General features: G+C 57.9%; 14 protein-coding genes, 1 tRNA gene and 1 pseudogene. 5 read left to right on the forward strand and 11 right to left on the reverse strand.

What is annotated here, in order from left to right; translation table 11 throughout:
- Positions 1 to 71 precede the first annotated feature (71 nt).
- From ACA069_RS13610 to ACA069_RS13630, 5 genes are all read right to left on the reverse strand, one after another.
- Positions 72 to 1,136, reverse strand: coding sequence for an XdhC family protein (locus ACA069_RS13610; protein WP_497618004.1), 1,065 nt, complete (start codon positions 1,134 to 1,136; stop codon positions 72 to 74).
- Between the two features lie 12 nt (positions 1,137 to 1,148).
- Complete coding sequence (locus tag ACA069_RS13615) at positions 1,149 to 2,501, reverse strand: cytochrome c (protein WP_497618006.1); 1,353 nt, start codon at positions 2,499 to 2,501, stop codon at positions 1,149 to 1,151.
- Positions 2,502 to 2,518: 17 nt separating this feature from the next.
- Complete coding sequence (locus tag ACA069_RS13620; protein ID WP_497618007.1) at positions 2,519 to 4,774, reverse strand: xanthine dehydrogenase family protein molybdopterin-binding subunit; 2,256 nt, start codon at positions 4,772 to 4,774, stop codon at positions 2,519 to 2,521.
- Positions 4,774 to 5,229 carry a (2Fe-2S)-binding protein gene (locus ACA069_RS13625; RefSeq protein ID WP_497618009.1) on the reverse strand — a complete coding sequence of 152 codons (456 nt, stop codon included), beginning with the start codon at positions 5,227 to 5,229 and terminating at the stop codon, positions 4,774 to 4,776. The genes ACA069_RS13620 and ACA069_RS13625 overlap by 1 nt, the downstream gene beginning before the upstream one ends.
- An 88-nt stretch (positions 5,230 to 5,317) precedes the next feature.
- Complete coding sequence (locus ACA069_RS13630) at positions 5,318 to 6,250, reverse strand: AraC family transcriptional regulator (RefSeq protein WP_497618011.1); 933 nt, start codon at positions 6,248 to 6,250, stop codon at positions 5,318 to 5,320.
- 230 nt (positions 6,251 to 6,480) lie between these two features.
- Here ACA069_RS13630 and ACA069_RS13635 point away from each other — a divergent pair, with 230 nt between their 5' ends.
- The gene (locus ACA069_RS13635) at positions 6,481 to 7,710 is read left to right on the forward strand and encodes an MFS transporter (protein WP_497618013.1); all 1,230 of its coding nucleotides are present in this window, start codon (positions 6,481 to 6,483) and stop codon (positions 7,708 to 7,710) included.
- A 147-nt stretch (positions 7,711 to 7,857) separates the two neighbouring features.
- Here ACA069_RS13635 and ACA069_RS13640 read toward each other — a convergent pair whose 3' ends face one another.
- Positions 7,858 to 8,313, reverse strand: a complete 456-nt coding sequence (locus ACA069_RS13640; RefSeq protein ID WP_497618015.1) for a GFA family protein — start codon at positions 8,311 to 8,313, stop codon at positions 7,858 to 7,860.
- A gap of 104 nt (positions 8,314 to 8,417) precedes the next feature.
- Between ACA069_RS13640 and ACA069_RS13645 the strand changes: the two genes are divergently transcribed.
- Entirely contained in the window at positions 8,418 to 9,359 is a 942-nt protein-coding gene (locus tag ACA069_RS13645; RefSeq protein ID WP_497618017.1) for a LysR family transcriptional regulator, read from the forward strand.
- An 83-nt stretch (positions 9,360 to 9,442) separates the two neighbouring features.
- Here ACA069_RS13645 and ACA069_RS13650 read toward each other — a convergent pair.
- Positions 9,443 to 9,622, reverse strand: a pseudogene (locus ACA069_RS13650) (hypothetical protein); the annotation flags it as partial.
- 578 nt (positions 9,623 to 10,200) lie between these two features.
- On the opposite strand from ACA069_RS13650, the gene ACA069_RS13655 reads away from it, so the two are divergent.
- Positions 10,201 to 13,302, forward strand: a complete 3,102-nt coding sequence (locus ACA069_RS13655) for an autotransporter outer membrane beta-barrel domain-containing protein (protein WP_497618019.1) — start codon at positions 10,201 to 10,203, stop codon at positions 13,300 to 13,302.
- A 441-nt stretch (positions 13,303 to 13,743) separates the two neighbouring features.
- Here ACA069_RS13655 and ACA069_RS13660 read toward each other — a convergent pair.
- Positions 13,744 to 13,831: transfer RNA gene (locus ACA069_RS13660), tRNA-Ser, on the reverse strand.
- Positions 13,832 to 13,953: 122 nt separating this feature from the next.
- Here ACA069_RS13660 and ACA069_RS13665 point away from each other — a divergent pair.
- A complete protein-coding gene (locus ACA069_RS13665) occupies positions 13,954 to 14,625 on the forward strand; it encodes a Bax inhibitor-1/YccA family protein (protein ID WP_187680418.1) in 672 nt (223 codons plus the stop codon).
- 65 nt (positions 14,626 to 14,690) lie between these two features.
- On the opposite strand, the gene ACA069_RS13670 is transcribed toward ACA069_RS13665, so the two are convergent.
- Complete coding sequence (locus tag ACA069_RS13670) at positions 14,691 to 15,017, reverse strand: YceK/YidQ family lipoprotein (protein ID WP_401264969.1); 327 nt, start codon at positions 15,015 to 15,017, stop codon at positions 14,691 to 14,693.
- Between the two features lie 57 nt (positions 15,018 to 15,074).
- Positions 15,075 to 15,512, reverse strand: coding sequence for an Lrp/AsnC family transcriptional regulator (locus tag ACA069_RS13675; RefSeq protein WP_187680420.1), 438 nt, complete (start codon positions 15,510 to 15,512; stop codon positions 15,075 to 15,077).
- A 138-nt stretch (positions 15,513 to 15,650) separates the two neighbouring features.
- Here ACA069_RS13675 and ACA069_RS13680 point away from each other — a divergent pair, with 138 nt between their 5' ends.
- Entirely contained in the window at positions 15,651 to 16,544 is an 894-nt protein-coding gene (locus ACA069_RS13680) for a DMT family transporter (RefSeq protein WP_497618021.1), read from the forward strand.
- Between the two features lie 3 nt (positions 16,545 to 16,547).
- Here the strand turns inward: ACA069_RS13680 and ACA069_RS13685 are convergent, their stop codons facing one another.
- Complete coding sequence (locus ACA069_RS13685) at positions 16,548 to 17,588, reverse strand: FUSC family protein (protein ID WP_489879785.1); 1,041 nt, start codon at positions 17,586 to 17,588, stop codon at positions 16,548 to 16,550.
- Positions 17,589 to 17,614 lie beyond the last annotated feature (26 nt).

The raw sequence follows: 17,614 nt of genomic DNA on the forward strand, positions 1-17,614 counted from the left end.
AAATCTGATGACTGAGGAAAGGGGGGCTGATGACGTTGAATGTCGAGATCCAATATCCCGGTTTGATATCTTCAGCGTAGACATCCTGGTGAGGTTTTTGTCACCAGAGCTTTTCCGGCCGATGAGGCCACAGATTCAATGGCATGTTTAGCTTGGGCGATGCTGAGCTCACTCGGCAAGCTCGCACCATTCTTGGCCGCAAGAATCTCGGCCATCACACTGACGGCGATTTCCGCAGGCGTCTTGCTGCCGATGTAGAGGCCGATCGGTCCGTGCAAACGCTTCAGCGAGGCTTGGGTCTCACCAAAATGTTCGATCAGGCGTTCGCGACGCAGGTGGCTGTTGCGCCGCGAGCCTATGGCGCCGATGTAAAACGCCGGGCCATGGAGGGCTTCGAGCAGCGCCAGATCGTCGAGTTTCGGGTCATGACTCAAAGCGACGATGCAGGTTCGCAGATCGACCGCGAAGTCGCGGACCACGTCATCCGGCATGCCGACGATGCGCTCCACGCCGTCTACCGCCCAAGTCTCGATGTATTCCGGACGTGGATCGCAAACCGCTACCTTGAAGCCGTTGAACAACGCCATGGTGGCCAGGTACTCGGACAATGCGCCGGCACCGATCATGAGCATCCGATAGCCCGGTCCCAGCGTATTTAGCATCTGTTGGCCGTCAAACGTGAACTGCTCCGGGGTCGCCGTGGGTGCGAGCGTCACCTGGCCGGACGCCACTGCCAGGCAGCGGCGCACCAGCCGCCCGCCATCCAGATGGATCAGCAGTTCATCGAGCGACTGCCAGGACGGGCTGAACTCGAGGATCAGTTCAAGCGTGCCACCGCAGGGCAAGCCGAATCGATGCGCCTCATCGGCGCTGACGCCATAGCGCACCACTTGCGGTGCGCTGTCGTCAAAACCACTGCCGCCATGGGCCGTGGTATAGCGATGGATCAAATCGTCTTCGATACAGCCCCCGGACACGCTGCCCACCACTCGACCGTCGTTACGCAAGGCCATCATCGACCCTGTCGGGCGCGGCGAAGAACCCCAGGTGCGCGCCACCGTGGCGAGCAGTACACGCTCGCCGGCGGCGAGCCAGTCCCGCGCCGTGCGCAGGACCAGCAAGTCGATGCTTTCCATCAGGCTCTCCTCTTAGCGCATGTGCAGGATGATCGGGCTGCTGCTGGCCGGATCGGTGTGTTCGCGCAGCTTGCCAACCGCCTGTGCATCAACAGCACTGCCCTGATTACCCCAGGTGCTGCGCATGAATGTCAGTACCTCAGCAATCTGCTGATCCGATAACTGCTCGCGGAATGCCGGCATGCGATAGGCGTCCGGTACACCGGCAGCCACGACACGCTGCGAACCATTAAGGGTGATGTTGATCGCCGAGGCGCTTTCTTTGGCCAGCGCAGAAGTGGCACCCGCCAGCGGTGGCATCCATTGCGATTGTCCCTTGCCGTCCAGGCCGTGGCAGGAGGCACAGCGCGTCTCGTAGGTGTGGGCGCCCGGCGCATTCAGGCGCGTCGCTGCCGAGACCTCTTGATACTGCCATGGCTGCCCGTCGCGCTGGCGGTCCCCAGGCAACGACTTGAGATAACGGGCAATGGCCGTCAGGTCTTCGTCGCTCATGAACTGCGTGGAGTTGTTGAAAGCCTCGGTCATCGAACCGTAGACCACCGCGTGCCTGTTGCGACCGGTCTTGAGGAACTGCACGATTTCCGGTTCGCTCCATCGACCCAGGCCTGTGTTGTGGTCATCGCGCAGGCTCGGCGCGTACCAGCCATCGAGCAAGGCGCCAGCGAGGTAAGGCGTACCGGATTCATCCAGCGCCTTCTCGTTGAACGCCAAGCCACGCGGCGTATGGCAACTGCCGCAGTGCCCGGCGCCCTGAACGAGGTAAGCGCCGCGGTTCCACACTTCATCCTGCGACGGTTTGGCCACGTAGGGCTCGGCGTCGACAAACACACCGTTCCACAGCGCAATCGGCCAACGCAGGTTCAGCGGAAAGGGAATGGCACTCGGGATGTTCGCCTGTTTGACTGGCGCCACGCCTTTCATGAAGAACGCATACAGCGCTCGCACGTCGTCATCACTGAGCTTGGCGTAAGACGGGTAGGGCATTGCCGGGTACAAACGTCGGCTCTCGGATGCCACGCCGTGGCGCACGGCACGGTCGAAGTCCGCCAGGCTGTAGTGGCCGATGCCGGTTTCTGTGTCCGGGGTTATATTGGTCGCATGGATCGCGCCCAGCGGTGTGCCCATTTCCAGGCCGCCGGCGAACGGCGCACCACCTGGCACGCTGTGGCAAGCCACGCAATCGCTAAGCCTGGCGACGTATTCGCCACGGGCGACCAGCGTCGGTTCGATGTCGGCCGCAGCGATCGGTTGGCTTTCAAGGGGCGAGGCGGGCTCGCGGGTGACATACCAGGCCAGCAGGCCTGCCGCGACCAGGCACGGCACTGCCAGCCAGCCAGCGGTTCTTGCGAATCGGCTGTTATTCATGGACGCTCCGGCGTTGATCAGGTGAAGGTGTGTCGGCTCATGGGCAGGCTGCGGACCCGTTGCCCGGTCAGCGTTGCCACTGCGTTCGCGACGGCTGGCGCCACGGCCGGCAACGGTGGTTCGCCGATACCGCCCATTTTTTCCCCGCTCTCGATGACACGCACGTGTACCCGTGCCATCCGCGCTGGCGGCAGGATCGGATACAAGTCGTAGTTGCGCGCCCGAGGTTTACCATCAATCCACACGGACTCTTCCACCAGCGTCTGGGACAGTCCCAACGCCACCGCGCCATTGACCTGAGCGTCGACAATCGCCGGGTTGACGATGCTGCCGGGGTCAATCGCCTGCCAGATGTCGTGGACCTTGACCTGGCCATTCTCGATGGACACCTCGGCGATCACGGCCGTCTCTGTACCGAACGGCGAAGCCATCGCAACGCCTCGCGCACGTTTGCTGCCGTCCTCGGCAGTAAACGGCCCGCGCTTCCAGCCGCCCGACAACTCACCCACTGCTTGCAGCAGCGTGGTCAGGCGCGGGTTGTCGCGCAGCAAATGCAGGCGCAGTTCGAACGGGTCCTTGCCACCCTTGTCGGCCAGTTCGTCAAGGAACGACTCATAGAAGAAGTCGTTGAGGGAATTGCCCACCGAACGCCAGTAACCGAGCATCGCCGGACCTTTGACGTAGATCTGTGCAATCCGTTTGTTGGGGATTGCGTAGGACTTGCCCGACAACCCTTCAAGCGCCGTAGGGTCGAGCTTTTCACCTTGCTTGCCGGCGAGGGCTTCGGTCGGACCTTCGGTGGCACTGATCGCTTCGATTGCGAGCGGCCATCCGTCGCTATCAAGCGCCGCGCGGAAATTCACTGCGGCAACGGGACGGAGCACATCTCGCAGGAACTCTTCTTCTCGACTCCAGATCAGTTTGACCGGGCGGCCAACCGCCTTGGACAATTCGATCGCCTGAGGATAAGGACTGGCTGAGTCGTAGAGGAAATGCCGACCGAAGAATCCGCCCAGCAATGGCGAATGCAAGGTAATGCGAGACGCATCGAGCCCTGTGCGTTTGGCGATATCCGCACGGAACATGTCCGGTGCCTGATTAGGCAGCCAGACTTCCAGCGAACCGTCCGGATTGAATCTGGCGAGCGCAGAGGGCGGTTCCAACTGTCCGTGGTTCAGGTATTGGTTGTGGTAGGTGGCATCGACGCGGGACTTGGCATCGCCAAGAATCGAAGCCACATCCCCTTGGGTTTCATCATCTCTGGCTGGCCCTTTGTCGTCGGCGAGTCGCTTGAGCCACGCATCGCTGGAAAAGTCGGCGGGCATCGGCCGCACTTTGCTGTCGGCCATAGGCTCTTGCCAGTCGACTTGAATCGCCTCCACCGCACGTTTTGCGTGCCACCAACGCTCGGCGACTACCGCCACGGCACCTGGCAGACGATGCACGGAATGCACGCCTTTCATTGCCTTGACCTGATCTTCGTTGCGCAGGTTGCCCACCGTCATACCCAGGCGCGGGGCATGCTGAACGGCGGCATGGAGCATGCCGTCGACCTTCAGATCGATGCTGTAAAGCGCCTTGCCCGTGGACTTGTCATAGGCATCGACGCGCTTGACCGGTTTACCGATCCAGCGAAACTGGCTCGGATCACGCAGCTTCACAGAGGCCGGATCGGGAACCGGCAGATCCATCGCGCGCTCGGCCAATTCACCGTACGTCAACGAGCGGCCCGACTTGGCATGTACGACTTTGCCAGGTTCGGTGGTCAACTCGGCGACCGGCACGCCAAGCTTTTCTGCACCCGCCAGTAAAAGCATGGCGCGGGCAAGTGCGCCGAGGCGCCGCATCACCGGGTAACTCATGCGCACCGACATACTGCCGCCGGTGACACGCATGCCGTTTTCCATCACCACATAGGCCTCGCCGGGCGGTGCGGCTTCGACCAGGAAGGTCGACGGGTCCGCATCCAGTTCTTCGCCGACAATCTGCGCCATCGCGGTGAACGTACCTTGGCCGCCTTCCATGAACGGGCACAGTAGACGCACGCGGTTGTCCGGGCGGATCTCCAGAAACGCGGGAACCTGTGTGCCGCGCTCGAGCGGTGCAGTCGCCGCCGCTGCTGCTTGCACACGTGTCGAACCGAGCGGCAGGCCAAAGCCGAGCACCAGTGCGCCCACAGCGGTACCGGTCAAGAAACGTCTGCGCGACACATTCACCGGATCGTGCAGATCAAGCGCTGATACTTCCTGGGGAGGGTCGATACGGACATTCATCACGCTTCTCCCTTGCCGGCAAGCTCATGCATCGCGGCATGAATGGCGTTGTAAGTGCCGCAGCGGCAAAGGTTGACCATCACGGCGTCAATCTGTGCATCACTCGGCTTGGGGTTTTGTTTGAGCAGGGCCGTGGCGGCCATCACCTGGCCGGACTGGCAGTAGCCGCATTGGGCGACTTGCAGATCGACCCAGGTCGAGACGACCCTTTTGCCCACGTCATCGGCTTCGATGGCCTCAATGGTGGTGACCTCGCGGCCGACCACACCAGCCACTGGCGTGACGCACGAGCGCACGACATTGCCGTCCACCAGCACGGAGCAGGCGCCGCATTGCGCCAGTCCGCAGCCGTACTTGGTACCGGTCATGCCCAGATCATCGCGGATCACCCACAGCAGGGGGGTATCGGCGTCGGCATCGACCTGATAGGTCTTCTGGTTGATTCGTAGTTCCATGGTTCACCCGCTTGATCATCGGTTGACGTGAATTTTTATAAGCGGTGAAACGCTGCGAGGCGCATCACCGGTAAAGCGTGTCGTTCGCTCAACTGACCGTGTTGTCGAGCGCTTGCGCCTCGAATGGCTGGCCACGCAGCAGCGAAATGTCACGACTGGGCGCGGTCCCAAACAGGCGGCCATATTCGCGGCTGAACTGCGAAGGACTTTCATACCCGACAGCAAATGCCGCTCGCGAAACGTCCAGACGCTCCATCAACATCAGCCGACGGGCCTCGTTCAGCCGCAGCCACTTCTGGTATTGCAGCGGGCTCATGCCGGTGAGCTGGCGGAAATGATGGTGAAAGGTGGGAGCGCTCATTTGCACTCGCGCCGCCAGATCATCGATGCGCAATGCATCGGTGAAGTTGACCTTGAGCCAGTCGATGGCTTTGGCGATGCGATAACCCTGGCCATCGACAGCCGTGATCTGCCGCAGCCGTGCCCCTTGATCGGTATAGAGCAGCCGATAGTGGATTTCCCGCAGGATCAGCGGCGCGAGCACCGGGATCGCCTCGGGCTCATCGAGCAATGCCAGCAGGCGATCGAGCGCACCTTCCAGGGCGGTCGACATAGTGCCAATGCCTGCGCCTGTGCCGGTGGAGGGTTGTCGCTTCGCAGGCATGCCAACCTTGGTGATGACCTCGGCGAGCATGCTCACATCCAGTTTCAGCACGAGCCCGACACAAGGCTGTTCGGGACTGGCTAGCATCACTTCGGAATTGGCTGGCAGGTCCAGCGACGTGACCAGAAACCGCGAAGGGCCGTAGCGGTAGCCTTCGCCACCGACCCACAAGCGCTTTTCCCCACGGCCTACGAGAATGAGGCTTGGCTCGATCATGCACACGACAGGGGGTGCCGGCTGGTCGCGACGAAACAGCGACAGCCCGGGTATGGACGTGACGAAATCACCCGGTGCGCTCACGCGCGGGTCAATGTTCAACGCCAAAGGTGATTCATGGCGCATGGGGGTATCCATCATGGCGGGTCGCTCCTGTTGACCGAACTCTAATCCGCTGCAGAGGCGTTTCCTATCCACCACCCTGCATCCTCAGAGGATCAGGCAAGCATTCAAGAGGAATGCACTAGGGCAGAGGCGGATCGACCGGGAGAATGTGTCTATCTGTTACAGGGGAGTGCCCGTATGGGCGACAAACTGCTTGAACCCCTGCGCATCACATCCACACGTTTTTCGCACCAAAGGTAGTTCCCATGACTTCTCCCTCTACAGAAAAACGCGGCTGGAGCGCGGTGCTTGCCATGTCGTTGGCCGCATTCGCCCTGGTCGCTTCAGAGTTCATGCCCGTCAGCCTGCTGACACCCATTGCGGCAGACCTGCACATCACGGAAGGCCAGGCAGGGCAGGGTATTTCCGTGTCCGGTGTCTTTGCATTGATCACAAGCCTGGTCATTGCATCGATCGCCGCTCGCGTAGAACGCAAGAAGTTGCTGCTGTGTCTGACCTTGCTGATGATCGTATCAGGCACGGTCGTCGCGCTCGCGCCAGGCTATCCTTCATTCATGATCGGACGTGCTTTGATCGGCATAGCCATCGGCGGTTTCTGGTCATTGTCGGCGGCGACGGCAATGCGTTTGGTAAAGCCTGATCAGGTTTCCCGAGCGCTGGCCATCGTCAATGGCGGTAACGCTCTGGCCACGGTCATCGCCGCACCGGCGGGCGCCTTCCTTGGCTCGCTGATAGGCTGGCGCGGCGCTTTCTTCTGTGTGGTTCCTGTTGCAGTGCTTGCAGCCGTATGGCTGCTGATCAGCCTGCCGTCGTTCAGTGCTGAGCGCCAGGCAGGTAGCGGTAACGTTCTGCGGCTGATGAAGCAGTTGCCAGTCGCATTGGGGATGGTCGCGGTGAGCGTGTTTTTCATGGGACAGTTCATGCTGTTCACTTATCTGCGGCCATTTCTTGAGGGCGTGACTGGCGTCAGTGTCTCAACGTTGTCCTTCATGCTGCTGGGGCTGGGACTTGCAGGGTTTATCGGCACCTTTCTGATCGAAAGGTTTATGGGGAGCAGCCTGTACCGCACGCTGACAGTTATCCCGCTGATCATGGCTGGCATCGCACTGGCTCTGGTGAACTTCGGCGAATCGCCGGTACTGACCGCTGTGCTGCTTGGCCTCTGGGGATTGGTCGCTACGGCCGCTCCGGTCGGATGGTGGACATGGCTGGCGAAAACGCTGCCTGATGATGCGGAAGCCGGAGGAGGCTTGCTTGTGGCTATCGTCCAACTGGCTATCGCTGGCGGTGCAATCATTGGTGGCCTGGCATTTGATCTGAGCGGTTACAAGGCCACATTCGAGCTCAGCGCAGCCGTGTTGGTCGCCGCTTCTGCGCTTGCTTGGCTAGCGGGTCGCCATGCCACCGAAGGGCTGGGCGATAGGGCTTTAGAATTTCCACCAAACCGCCATTGTCCAGATGCTCGGCCACGGTGATACCTGGCGCCTGGATTGAACGAGAAGCCTACGAGCATCTCGCGAGGGGAGCATTTGAGAAGGTGGTGATCAAAATCGCTTGATAATGTTCAAGGCGCCAATCTGGCGCCTTTTTCGCTTATCTCAGCAGATATATTATTTCCAACATTACTTTGCAGCTTTTGGTGTCTGTTGACTGATCGCCAAGGCAAAGTCTTCGGGAGTTGGGCTTTCCGGCCACTGGGCTACATCTTCAGGCAACGAAATCCAGGGCTGTTTACGCTTGGTCCAGATGTGTGCCAAAGGCGTCAAGCGGTCGGCCCCATTGAGTACGCCAACCCGCAATACACGCATGCCCGGGGCAGCATCGGTCTCATTGAATAGTCGTGTGAAACACTTACTGCAGGCGTACTGCGTCGACGAGTGCTCTTCTGCTTCATGCAGGTATGTAAGCATGCTCCCCGACGCCTCAATCGCCTGAGCGGGACAGAGCATATGCAATGCGAACGCACTGCCGCTCCATCGCTGGCAGTTCAGGCAGTGGCATGCATATATAGGTGCAAGTGCTTCAATCTGCAGTTGAAGATGCACTTGTCCGCATCGGCATTGGCCGGTGAAACCCATGATGTTGCTCCTTATAATGCTGCGCTACGAGTCAGGGGTTCATCATCCATGCTTCTCGAATCCACCAGAAGACAATTAATGGAGCAACCGTTGGTACGGAATAGATGAGCGGGCTGGAATGGGAAAGCCAGCGAGTGTTCCTGGCGGTTCTGCGCAGTGGCAGCCTATCGGGCGCCTCCAGGTTGCTGGGAATTGCGCAGGCAACGGCTCGTCGACGTCTCGACAGCCTTGAAGCGGGTCTGGGCGTGAAGTTATTCACACGAACCTCCTCGGGGCTCGTGCCTACAGCATCGGCACGTGGGCTGGTTCACCATGTCGAATCCATGGCGATGGCTGCCGAGGCGTTCAATCGCATGGCCAGCGCTGAAACGCAGGTCACGAGTGGCACCGTCAGGCTCGCAAGCAGCGCTTTTCTGGGCGTCGAGGTGCTCCCGGGGTTGATGCGTGAGTTTCATTACAAGCATTCAGCATTGAAACTTGAGCTCAGTATCAACGATTCGCTGGAAGACATCGCCCGACAGGAATCAGACATCGCTGTGCGCCTCGTACGCCCGAGAGAAGCTGAAATAGTCGTGCGACGCGCTGGTGCTTTACGAGTGGGCCTGTTCGCAAGTGCCCACTGCCTTGAGCGCTATGGCGAGCCTGCAAATCTCGAAGAGGTGCGTCGCGCGCCATTGATTGGACCAGATCGCCGTACCGCTGACTTACGCAGACTGGTCGAGGTGGGTCTGTGCGAAGTAGACCAGCCGTTCTCTATCGCCACCGATGACCACCTTGCTCAACTCGCCGCACTCAGAAATGGCCTCGGATTTGGCTTATGCGCTACCACCGTCGCAGCGACCTATGGTCTGATCCAGTTATTGCCTGACAGCTTTGGCTTCGACGTTGATGTCTGGATTGCCATGCACAGTGACCTGCGCAAAGTTGGGCGCATCGCCAGAACATTCGAAGCCTTGGGGGAAGCGCTGGCTCTTTATCTGGACGAGAGCAGCGTACAGAGCACAGCCAAACACCCTGAACATCTGGTCGCGAGCAATTTGATTTGAGTAGACAGTGCCGGTATCAGAAGGGAAGCGTTGCGGAAATGCCTGAGACGATCCAGAGAGTATGAGGCGAAAAATCGCGAACTTCAGAAACGACAAAGCCCCGAAAAATCAGGGCTTTGTCGTATATAAGATGGCGGAGGCGATGGGGCTCGAACTCCGCCAGCGCAGCGATAAACCCGCTCGGTAATGTCGCCTTTTGTGTGCCCAAGCAGCAGGCTGGCGTCACCCACATCGCTGATTTTCGAAGCGGCTTTCGGGCGGATTGTAGTGGTCGAATAGCGACCACCACTCATTGTGAGTGATCCACCCTTGTCCTCCCTGAACGTGGAGGACAGGCCATGAGCACTATTGCTACTTACAGCCATCAGCCTTGGAACAACATCTCTCCACCAGACAGTACGCTCGGATAGTCAAAGCGTGGGTAACAGCTATTGGCCTTGACGCAACGATGTACGGTACTCATTCGCTACGGAAAACCAAAGCATCGCTGATTTATCGGAGGACGAAGATGTCTTGGAATGGCTGAACAGACGGAAGTTTAACCACCCGTTGCGACGGTCGATGCTAGACCGTCGCGATCCGCCCCATTGGCGCCGATCACCAAGGGCTGGAAACGACCAATACTTACTACTCAACTCCGTTAGGTTTCATCTGAAAGTAGACGGAGACAAGAGTTGCTGAGTACCAAAAAGAGCAGCCAGCTCGTAGGAATTTTCCTACAGCCCAGTCGGAAAAGCCTGAATTTTTGCCGCTAAATTTCCTGTTCAAATCTCTCCTCAATGACTTTCGAGCTCTGGCTTGTTTAAGCCGGTCCTGAAAAAAATCAATGAATGAGAGATTTATGAACAGCATCTACCGAGCTATATGGAATCGCACACGTACCTATTTTATGTTGCCGTCGGAGTCGGCGTCTGACGTATTAAAATCGCGCAACAGCCTTGCGCGCTTATCTTCAAAAGCGCCGGCTTTTCCCTTGAGCACGTTGTCTGCCAGCTTGTTGTTGGCTTTTTCCAGCATGGGGCACGCCGCTGCTGTGCTCGTCGACGGTACGATCTATAACGGTACCGGGACAATGACGACATCAGGTGACAACACCCCTGTATTGCGGGTTATGAATGTCGGTGAGGCGACTTGGAGCAACGGTATTCTCAGCGCTTCAGGCACTGGCTTGGGCGCTGTGCTGGTAGAAACCAACTCCACGCTGAATTTGATCGGCATGACCGTAAATTCCCTCATGGCCAATACGTCTGGCTTGATGGCGTCTGGCGGCTCTACGGTAAACCTTCAGAACACCCAGGTCGCTACACTGGGCAACAGCGTCGCGCTGGATGTCAAAGAAGCAAGCCAGCTACTTGGTAACCATGTGCAGATCAACAGCACAGGCTCGGGCCTGCTCGTGACGAACTCGACGGCCGATGTCAGCAATCTCGATATTGTTACCCACGGATCTTTCGGATTTGCAATTGCAGCATTAGGAACCAGTAACGTCAACGTTCGCGGAGCCACCATTAAAACCACCAATAACAGGGGCTATGGAATATACGCCAACCCAGGCGGGACGGTGGTGGCGAACGATATCGTGATCAGTACCTCGGGCGCCAATGGTATTGGAATGCAGGCCAACGGAGAGGCTGCTCATATAAGCGTGGACGGCGGCAGTATCACCACAAGCGGAACTGGTACTAGTTACGGAGTTCATGCTTATGGAGGGGGGACCGTTGATGTCAATAACATGGACATTGCCTCTAAAAGCGAAGCGATAAGGGCTGACGTTGGAGGGACGGTGAATGTTGAGTCGTCAAACCTGCACTCAACGGGTACTGCCATCACTGTCGCAAGTGGAGGCATTGTCAATGCGAACAATGTGAGTATTAAAAACAGCGGCGCGCGTCCGCCAATGGTTTGGGCGTTTACTGATTCATATGTGAATCTTGTCAACAGCGATATTGAAATGTCGGGGGGGCATGGTATCTATGCAGATACTGGAAATGTAACCCTCGATAACGTTCGTATTCACGGCGAAGTAGGTGGTATGGGGATTGCCGCCCGCTGGGGGGGCACCGTTGTGGGCAATAACGTCGATATTGCTATGAGTCTTGCTGATGATAGAGACGAAGAGGACAACATAGGCCTGGCTCTGGGCTCTAGTTCACCTGTTTCCAATATTAGCTTCGATAATTCAAGTATTAAGGTGAATGGCAAATTTGCCACTGCTATTGGCGCTTACGGAGCGGATCAGAAAAACGTCCTGCTTAAGAATACTGTGGTCAGTTCCGATAATGTAGCTATCAAGGCGAGCGACTCCGTTGCTTTTGATGTGACTGCTGACAGCTCTACCATCGAAGGTAAAACATTAATGGCCGGCGGGACCGCCGAATCGGGAGGACAGCAAGTTGTGAGCGTAGCACTGAGCGCCACTAACGGCTCCCGACTTAAAGGGGATGTGGAGATCGACCGTGATTACACCCTCGACAGCAGCCTTAACCTTAACGAAGCTTCTACCTGGAAAGGCGCATCGACTGGTTTACATAATCTGAGCCTCCGTGGTGGCAGTATGTGGAATATGACTGGCGACTCTTCGGTGAGCGCTCTTTCGTTGAACGACGGCCGTGTCAATTTCGACCACTCCAACGGCTTGTTCAAAACGCTGACGGTGGGCAATTTGAGCGGCAATGGCAGCTTCTTGCTTAACACTGACCTGGCGACGCTACAAGGCGACTTGCTCAAGGTTGAAGGGCAAGTTGACGGGGAGCACACGCTGATCGTTGCCGATTCCGGCCACCAGGCACAAGGTGGTGCACTGATGCTGGTGGATACCAACGGTGGCGCGGGGAAGTTCGATTTGTACGGCGGTAAAGTCGACGTGGGTGCCTTCCGTTATGGCCTCGAGCAGCGTGGCGATGACTGGTACCTGGCCGGCACTGCACAGGATGCGGGCGGTGGCGAGGGTCCAGTGGGTGATACCGGTGGCGGTGCCGGAGGTATCGTTGCGCCCATTGACCCCATTATCAGCAATCCTCAACCAGAGAACCTGAGTAAGGGCGCAAACGCTGCCATCGCTCAACAGGCGGCGGCCACAGGACTCATCGGTGCGCAGATGAATGCCTTGACCAAACGACTGGGCGAGTTGCGTATGGGCAATGATGAGGGTGGTCTGTGGACTCGTGGCTTCGGCAAGGAGCAGCGCATCGATACAGGTTCCAGCCGTGCCTTTGAGCAGCAGGTCAACGGTTTCGAGATCGGCGCCGACAAGGCCATTCCTTTCTACAACGGCAAGCTGTACATCGGCGGTATGGCCGGACAAGGTGAGGCTCGTCAGAACTTCGGCGAAGGCAGCAAAGGCCAGATCGACAGCGCCATGCTCGGCACCTATGCAACCTACATCGACCAAAACGGCGTGTACGTTGACAGCGTGCTGAAATATACCCACTTGGATAACAAGGTCGACATCACCAGCAATATGGGTAAGAAGGTGGATGGCAAATACAAGAATCACGCAATCGCGGCGAGCGTAGAGGTTGGCAAGCAAATCGATCTTGGACAAGGCTGGTTCGTCGAACCACAACTGGAAGTGCAAGCGTTCCGCGTGGGCAGTGGCGATTACACCGCAAGCAATGGCTTGAAAGTCGAACAGGACGCCGTTACTTCCGTTCAGAGCCGAGTTGGCAGCCTGTTCGGTCGCAACATGAAACTGAATAACGGTATGTCAGTGCAGCCATACGCCAAAGCATCGTGGATTACCGAACATGCCGGTGACAGCAAGGTGAGCGTCAACGATGTAAGTCTGGACAGCAAATTGCCAGGTTCGCGGGCGGAAATCGGTGGGGGGGTGATCCTGCAAACCGCCGAGAAACACAAGTTCTTCATCGATGCGGAATACACCAAGGGCGATGGCATCGAACAGCCTTATTCGGTGAACGTAGGCTACCGCTACGCCTGGTAAAAGCCTCTCCTGAAGGCAGTTTGAAATAAAGCGAATAGGACCCGGATCTTTGAATTCGGGTCTTGTTCGTTTGTATTTTTGTTGATGACAATCGGCAGGTTCATTTCGTTATTTCAGACAAGAAACGATTCCTTTCCAAGAAAGTAACCGCCGCCTCTAGCCAATTGGGGCACATGACTAGTACGCATTGACGATTCTGTTGGCCATTGGGCGTTTAGACCACTGTCCGATTATGGCCGAAAGCTGCGTATCGAATGCAACCGCATCCCCATGAGCTTCGTGGTCGAATCAACTAAATTTAAGGGTACGCACCAGTGTCGAAGGGCAGGGTTGCGGAAATGGCCGAAAAGATGCGGAAACGATCCGTAGAGAGAGGAGCCAATTTTCTGAATGCCAGAAACGACAAAGCCCTGAAAAATCAGGGCTTTGTCGTATATAAGATGGCGGAGGCGATGGGATTCGAACTCATGGACCTGTTACAGTCGACGGTTTTCAAGACCGTTGCCTTAAACCACTCGGCCACACCTCCGTTGCGTTGCGGGCGCCATAATACCTGAATGAAACACACTGTCAAACTCTCTGCATGGCTTGTTACAGAGCGTCTGTTATGATCTTTGCGACTGAACGTTTCAAACCAACAGGAGTGTCGCCATGCGCGAACAGGATTACGCAGTTAATAACGGCGTGCAGGCTGAGCAGCTAGAGGTTAGCCGCGTCCTGCGCAACACATACGGTCTACTCGCTCTCACCCTCGCATTCAGCGGCGTGATGGCGTTCGTTGCCCAGCAGATGCGTGTTGGCTACCCGAACATTTTCGTGGTGCTGATCGGCTTCTACGGGCTGTTCTTCCTCACCAACAAACTCCGTGATTCCGCGTGGGGCCTGGTGTCGGCGTTTGCCCTGACCGGTTTCATGGGTTTCCTGCTCGGCCCGATACTCAACCGTTACCTGGGCATGCAGGGCGGCGCTGAAGTGGTCAGCTCGGCGTTCGCGATGACTGCACTGGTGTTTGGTGGTCTGTCGGCCTACGTGCTGATTACCCGCAAGGACATGAGCTTCCTCGGTGGTTTCATCACCGCCGGTTTCTTCGTCCTGCTGGGTGCAACGCTGGCGAGCTTCTTCTTCCAGGTCAGCGGTCTGCAACTGGCGATCAGCGCAGGTTTCGTGCTGTTCTCGTCCGTCTGCATCCTGTTCCAGACCAGCGCCATCATCCACGGCGGTGAGCGTAACTACATCATGGCGACCATCAGCCTGTATGTATCGATCTACAACCTGTTCGTCAGCTTGTTGCAGATCTTCGGCATCATGAGCCGCGACGACTGATTACACTCGTTGAAACAACAAAAAACCCGCCTAGGCGGGTTTTTTGTTGGCTGCAGAAAAGGCTATCAATTGATGACGATACTGCCATCGGCCTTTTGCTTGTAGATTGTATAAGGCAACAGCAACGTGTCGAGTACCCCTGAAAATGCAGCATCTACCAGTACGCCGGGTGTCGCGTTGTTGTAATTGAACGCATCGACATCATCCGGACGCTCTGCGTGGAGCAAACAGAAGTCATAGGTCACGCCGCTGTAGATTCGCGGAACAGCGCCGCAGTGGGATTTTTTCTCTTTCAGATAGGCCGCGGCGTCCTGATCGCTGCGAACGACTGTCTGCACAGTCCCGCAACCAACGAGCATCAACGCCGCCAGAATTACTGCCTGAATCTTCATACCGCGAATCCTTCGCTGGAAAAACGTCAATCTAAGCCGAATTTGCAGAAAAAGCACCTAAGCCATCGGCGGCAAGCGGCGTTTGACCGGGGTCTTCTTGACTATTGCGGTATTGGTTTCGGCCAAGGTATTGAGGCGGTCGAGCAGGGTGTCCAGTTGTTCCATCGAGCGCACGTGCAGACGGGCGATAAAGCAGTCCTCGCCAGTGACCTTGTCGCACTCGGTGAACTCGGGAATCGACTGAATCTGACGCTCGACTTCCTGCAGTTGCCCCGGTAGCGGCCGTACCCGGACGATCGCCTGCAATTGATAGCCGAAGCACTTGGGATCGATCTCGACGGTGTAGCCCTTGAGCACGCCGCGCTCCTCCAGCCTGCGCAAACGCTCGGCCACGCTGGGCGATGACAGCCCGCTGATCTGCGCCAGCGCCTTGAGCGAACGCCGCGAATCCTCCATCAATGCGCTGATGAGGATCTGGTCGATATCGTCGGTCATGAACAAACTCCCGCATTAGGCGATTGGTGAGAACTACCCCCGATAAAAAAGGCAGAAAGTGAGTTTAGCCTGCTTTATGCGCTGGAGTGGCCCTGTGGCGGCTTGGCATACTTTTGCCACAAACACAGGAGAATAATGATGGACAACACACTGCGTCGCGGGTCATTTGAAATGACCGCTGCCATGCTCATATCCGGGACGATCGGCTGGTTCGTGCTGGTGTCCGGGCAACCGGTGCTGGATGTGGTGTTCTGGCGCTGCGTGTTCGGTGCCGGCACCTTGTTATTGATCTGCGCAGCATTCGGCTTTCTGCGCCCAGGCATTCTGACTCGCACGACATTTTTGCTGGCCGTGCTCAGCGGCGTGGCGATTGTCGGTAACTGGGTGCTGTTGTTCGCCTCGTACTCTCGGGCCTCGATTGCCATTGGTACAGCCGTATACAACGTGCAGCCGTTCATGCTGGTCGGATTGGCGGCGCTGTTTCTCGGCGAGAAGATCACTGTGCAGAAGCTGTTCTGGCTGGCGATTTCTTTCATGGGGATGCTGGCGATCGTCAGCGCCCATGGCCAGCAAGGCGAGGGCGGTAACGACTATCTGGTGGGGATTGCCTTGGCGTTGGGCGCGGCGTTTCTCTATGCGATTGCGGCGTTGATCATCAAGCGTCTGACCGGCACGCCACCGCACTTGATCGCACTGATTCAGGTCTGCACCGGTGTGCTGTTGCTCGCACCGTTCGCACACTTTTCTGCACTGCCGCAGGCACCGAGTGCATGGGCCAGTCTGATTACGTTGGGCATTGTTCATACCGGCCTGATGTACGTGCTGCTGTACGGCGCGATCCAGAAGCTGCCGACGGCATTGACTGGCGCACTGTCCTTCATCTACCCGATTGCCGCGATTTTCGTCGACTGGTTTGCCTTCGGTCATCGCCTGGAAATCCTGCAATGGGTTGGCGTTGCGGCGATTCTGCTGGCGGCGGCCGGCATGCAACAGGGCTGGGGCTTCAAGGCGCGGCGGCTGGCCGCGCAGTAAGCCTCAGATGTTCCAGCGCGGGGCGGTTTTCGCCAGGCGCTGGCGCATCTCGCCGATGTTCGCGGCCAGTTGACGGGTCAACAAACGATAGCCATCCAGCGCGTTGTAGACCGGCGCGTCAAGGCTGGTCTCCTGCAATTCCACTGGCCGATCAAGTCGCTGTGCCGCGCCGGATTTCAGCGCGCGGGCCATACCGATCAACTGCACGCGAATGACCCGGTGCTCGGCCTTCAACGCAGATTGCAGATGAGCCATGGCCTCTGGGTCGTTGGCATCGGGGCGGGTGTTGCCGAGGATCTCCAGGGTGCTGATGCACATGCGCAGGTTGCGCTGGATGGCATCGAGTTCGGTCATGGAGATTTTCACTTCCTTGGACACCGATGGCATCAGCGAACGCAATTGCACCATCACTGCGCCCAAACGGCTCATCAATTTAAGATGCTCGTCAGCGCTGACCGGTTGGCCGCTGATGATCCGTCCGTACACCGTGGCGCAGTCGCGCAAGGCATCGGCCAGGTTGTAGCGCCACGAGTACACCGCGTACAACGGCAGGGCGAAGGAAAAAGCCAATGCCAGCGCGATACCGATCAGGATGTCGACCCCACGCCACAAGCCATCGGTGATCGGGTTGTCGCCATGCCCGGCAACAATGAATACGGTGATCGCCGAGAGCAGCGCGGTATAGCCGCCCTTGCCGATCGCGTGATACGAGAAAAAGCCGCAGACCACGGCCATGGCGAAGTAGGTCAGCCACGGCATGCCGAGCCAGGCCTGCTGTGCCACCAGCAATAATCCGACGCCGGCACCGATCAAGGTGCCGGTAGCGCGTTCGGCGGCTTTTTTGCCGATGTTGCCGTGGTGCTGCAAACCGCCGATTACTACCAGCATGGTCACCGACGCCCATTCACCGTGGGGTAGATTGATGCCGGTGGTCAGCAAAATCGTCGCCAGCAACCCCAATGCCACCCGCACCGCATGGATCAGTCGGGCGTGGCGGTAGCGCCGGTATGGGTCCAGCAGCGGACGCAGGATTCGGCGCAACAACGGAGGCAATCTGTGGGTGCTGAACG

The sequence above is a fragment of the Pseudomonas sp. LBUM1652 genome (genome assembly GCF_059716105.1).

Coding starts and splice junctions, on each gene's coding strand:
- ACA069_RS13655 (WP_497618019.1), top strand. CDS start 10,201: ATGAACAGCATCTACCGAGCTATATGGAATCGCACACGTACCTATTTT.
- ACA069_RS13680 (WP_497618021.1), top strand. CDS start 15,651: ATGGACAACACACTGCGTCGCGGGTCATTTGAAATGACCGCTGCCATG.
- ACA069_RS13640 (WP_497618015.1), bottom strand. CDS start 8,313: ATGGGTTTCACCGGCCAATGCCGATGCGGACAAGTGCATCTTCAACTG.
- ACA069_RS13630 (WP_497618011.1), bottom strand. CDS start 6,250: ATGATGGATACCCCCATGCGCCATGAATCACCTTTGGCGTTGAACATT.
- ACA069_RS13610 (WP_497618004.1), bottom strand. CDS start 1,136: ATGGAAAGCATCGACTTGCTGGTCCTGCGCACGGCGCGGGACTGGCTC.
- ACA069_RS13670 (WP_401264969.1), bottom strand. CDS start 15,017: ATGAAGATTCAGGCAGTAATTCTGGCGGCGTTGATGCTCGTTGGTTGC.
- ACA069_RS13620 (WP_497618007.1), bottom strand. CDS start 4,774: ATGAATGTCCGTATCGACCCTCCCCAGGAAGTATCAGCGCTTGATCTG.
- ACA069_RS13675 (WP_187680420.1), bottom strand. CDS start 15,512: ATGACCGACGATATCGACCAGATCCTCATCAGCGCATTGATGGAGGAT.
- ACA069_RS13645 (WP_497618017.1), top strand. CDS start 8,418: ATGAGCGGGCTGGAATGGGAAAGCCAGCGAGTGTTCCTGGCGGTTCTG.
- ACA069_RS13625 (WP_497618009.1), bottom strand. CDS start 5,229: ATGGAACTACGAATCAACCAGAAGACCTATCAGGTCGATGCCGACGCC.
- ACA069_RS13665 (WP_187680418.1), top strand. CDS start 13,954: ATGCGCGAACAGGATTACGCAGTTAATAACGGCGTGCAGGCTGAGCAG.
- ACA069_RS13635 (WP_497618013.1), top strand. CDS start 6,481: ATGACTTCTCCCTCTACAGAAAAACGCGGCTGGAGCGCGGTGCTTGCC.
- ACA069_RS13615 (WP_497618006.1), bottom strand. CDS start 2,501: ATGAATAACAGCCGATTCGCAAGAACCGCTGGCTGGCTGGCAGTGCCG.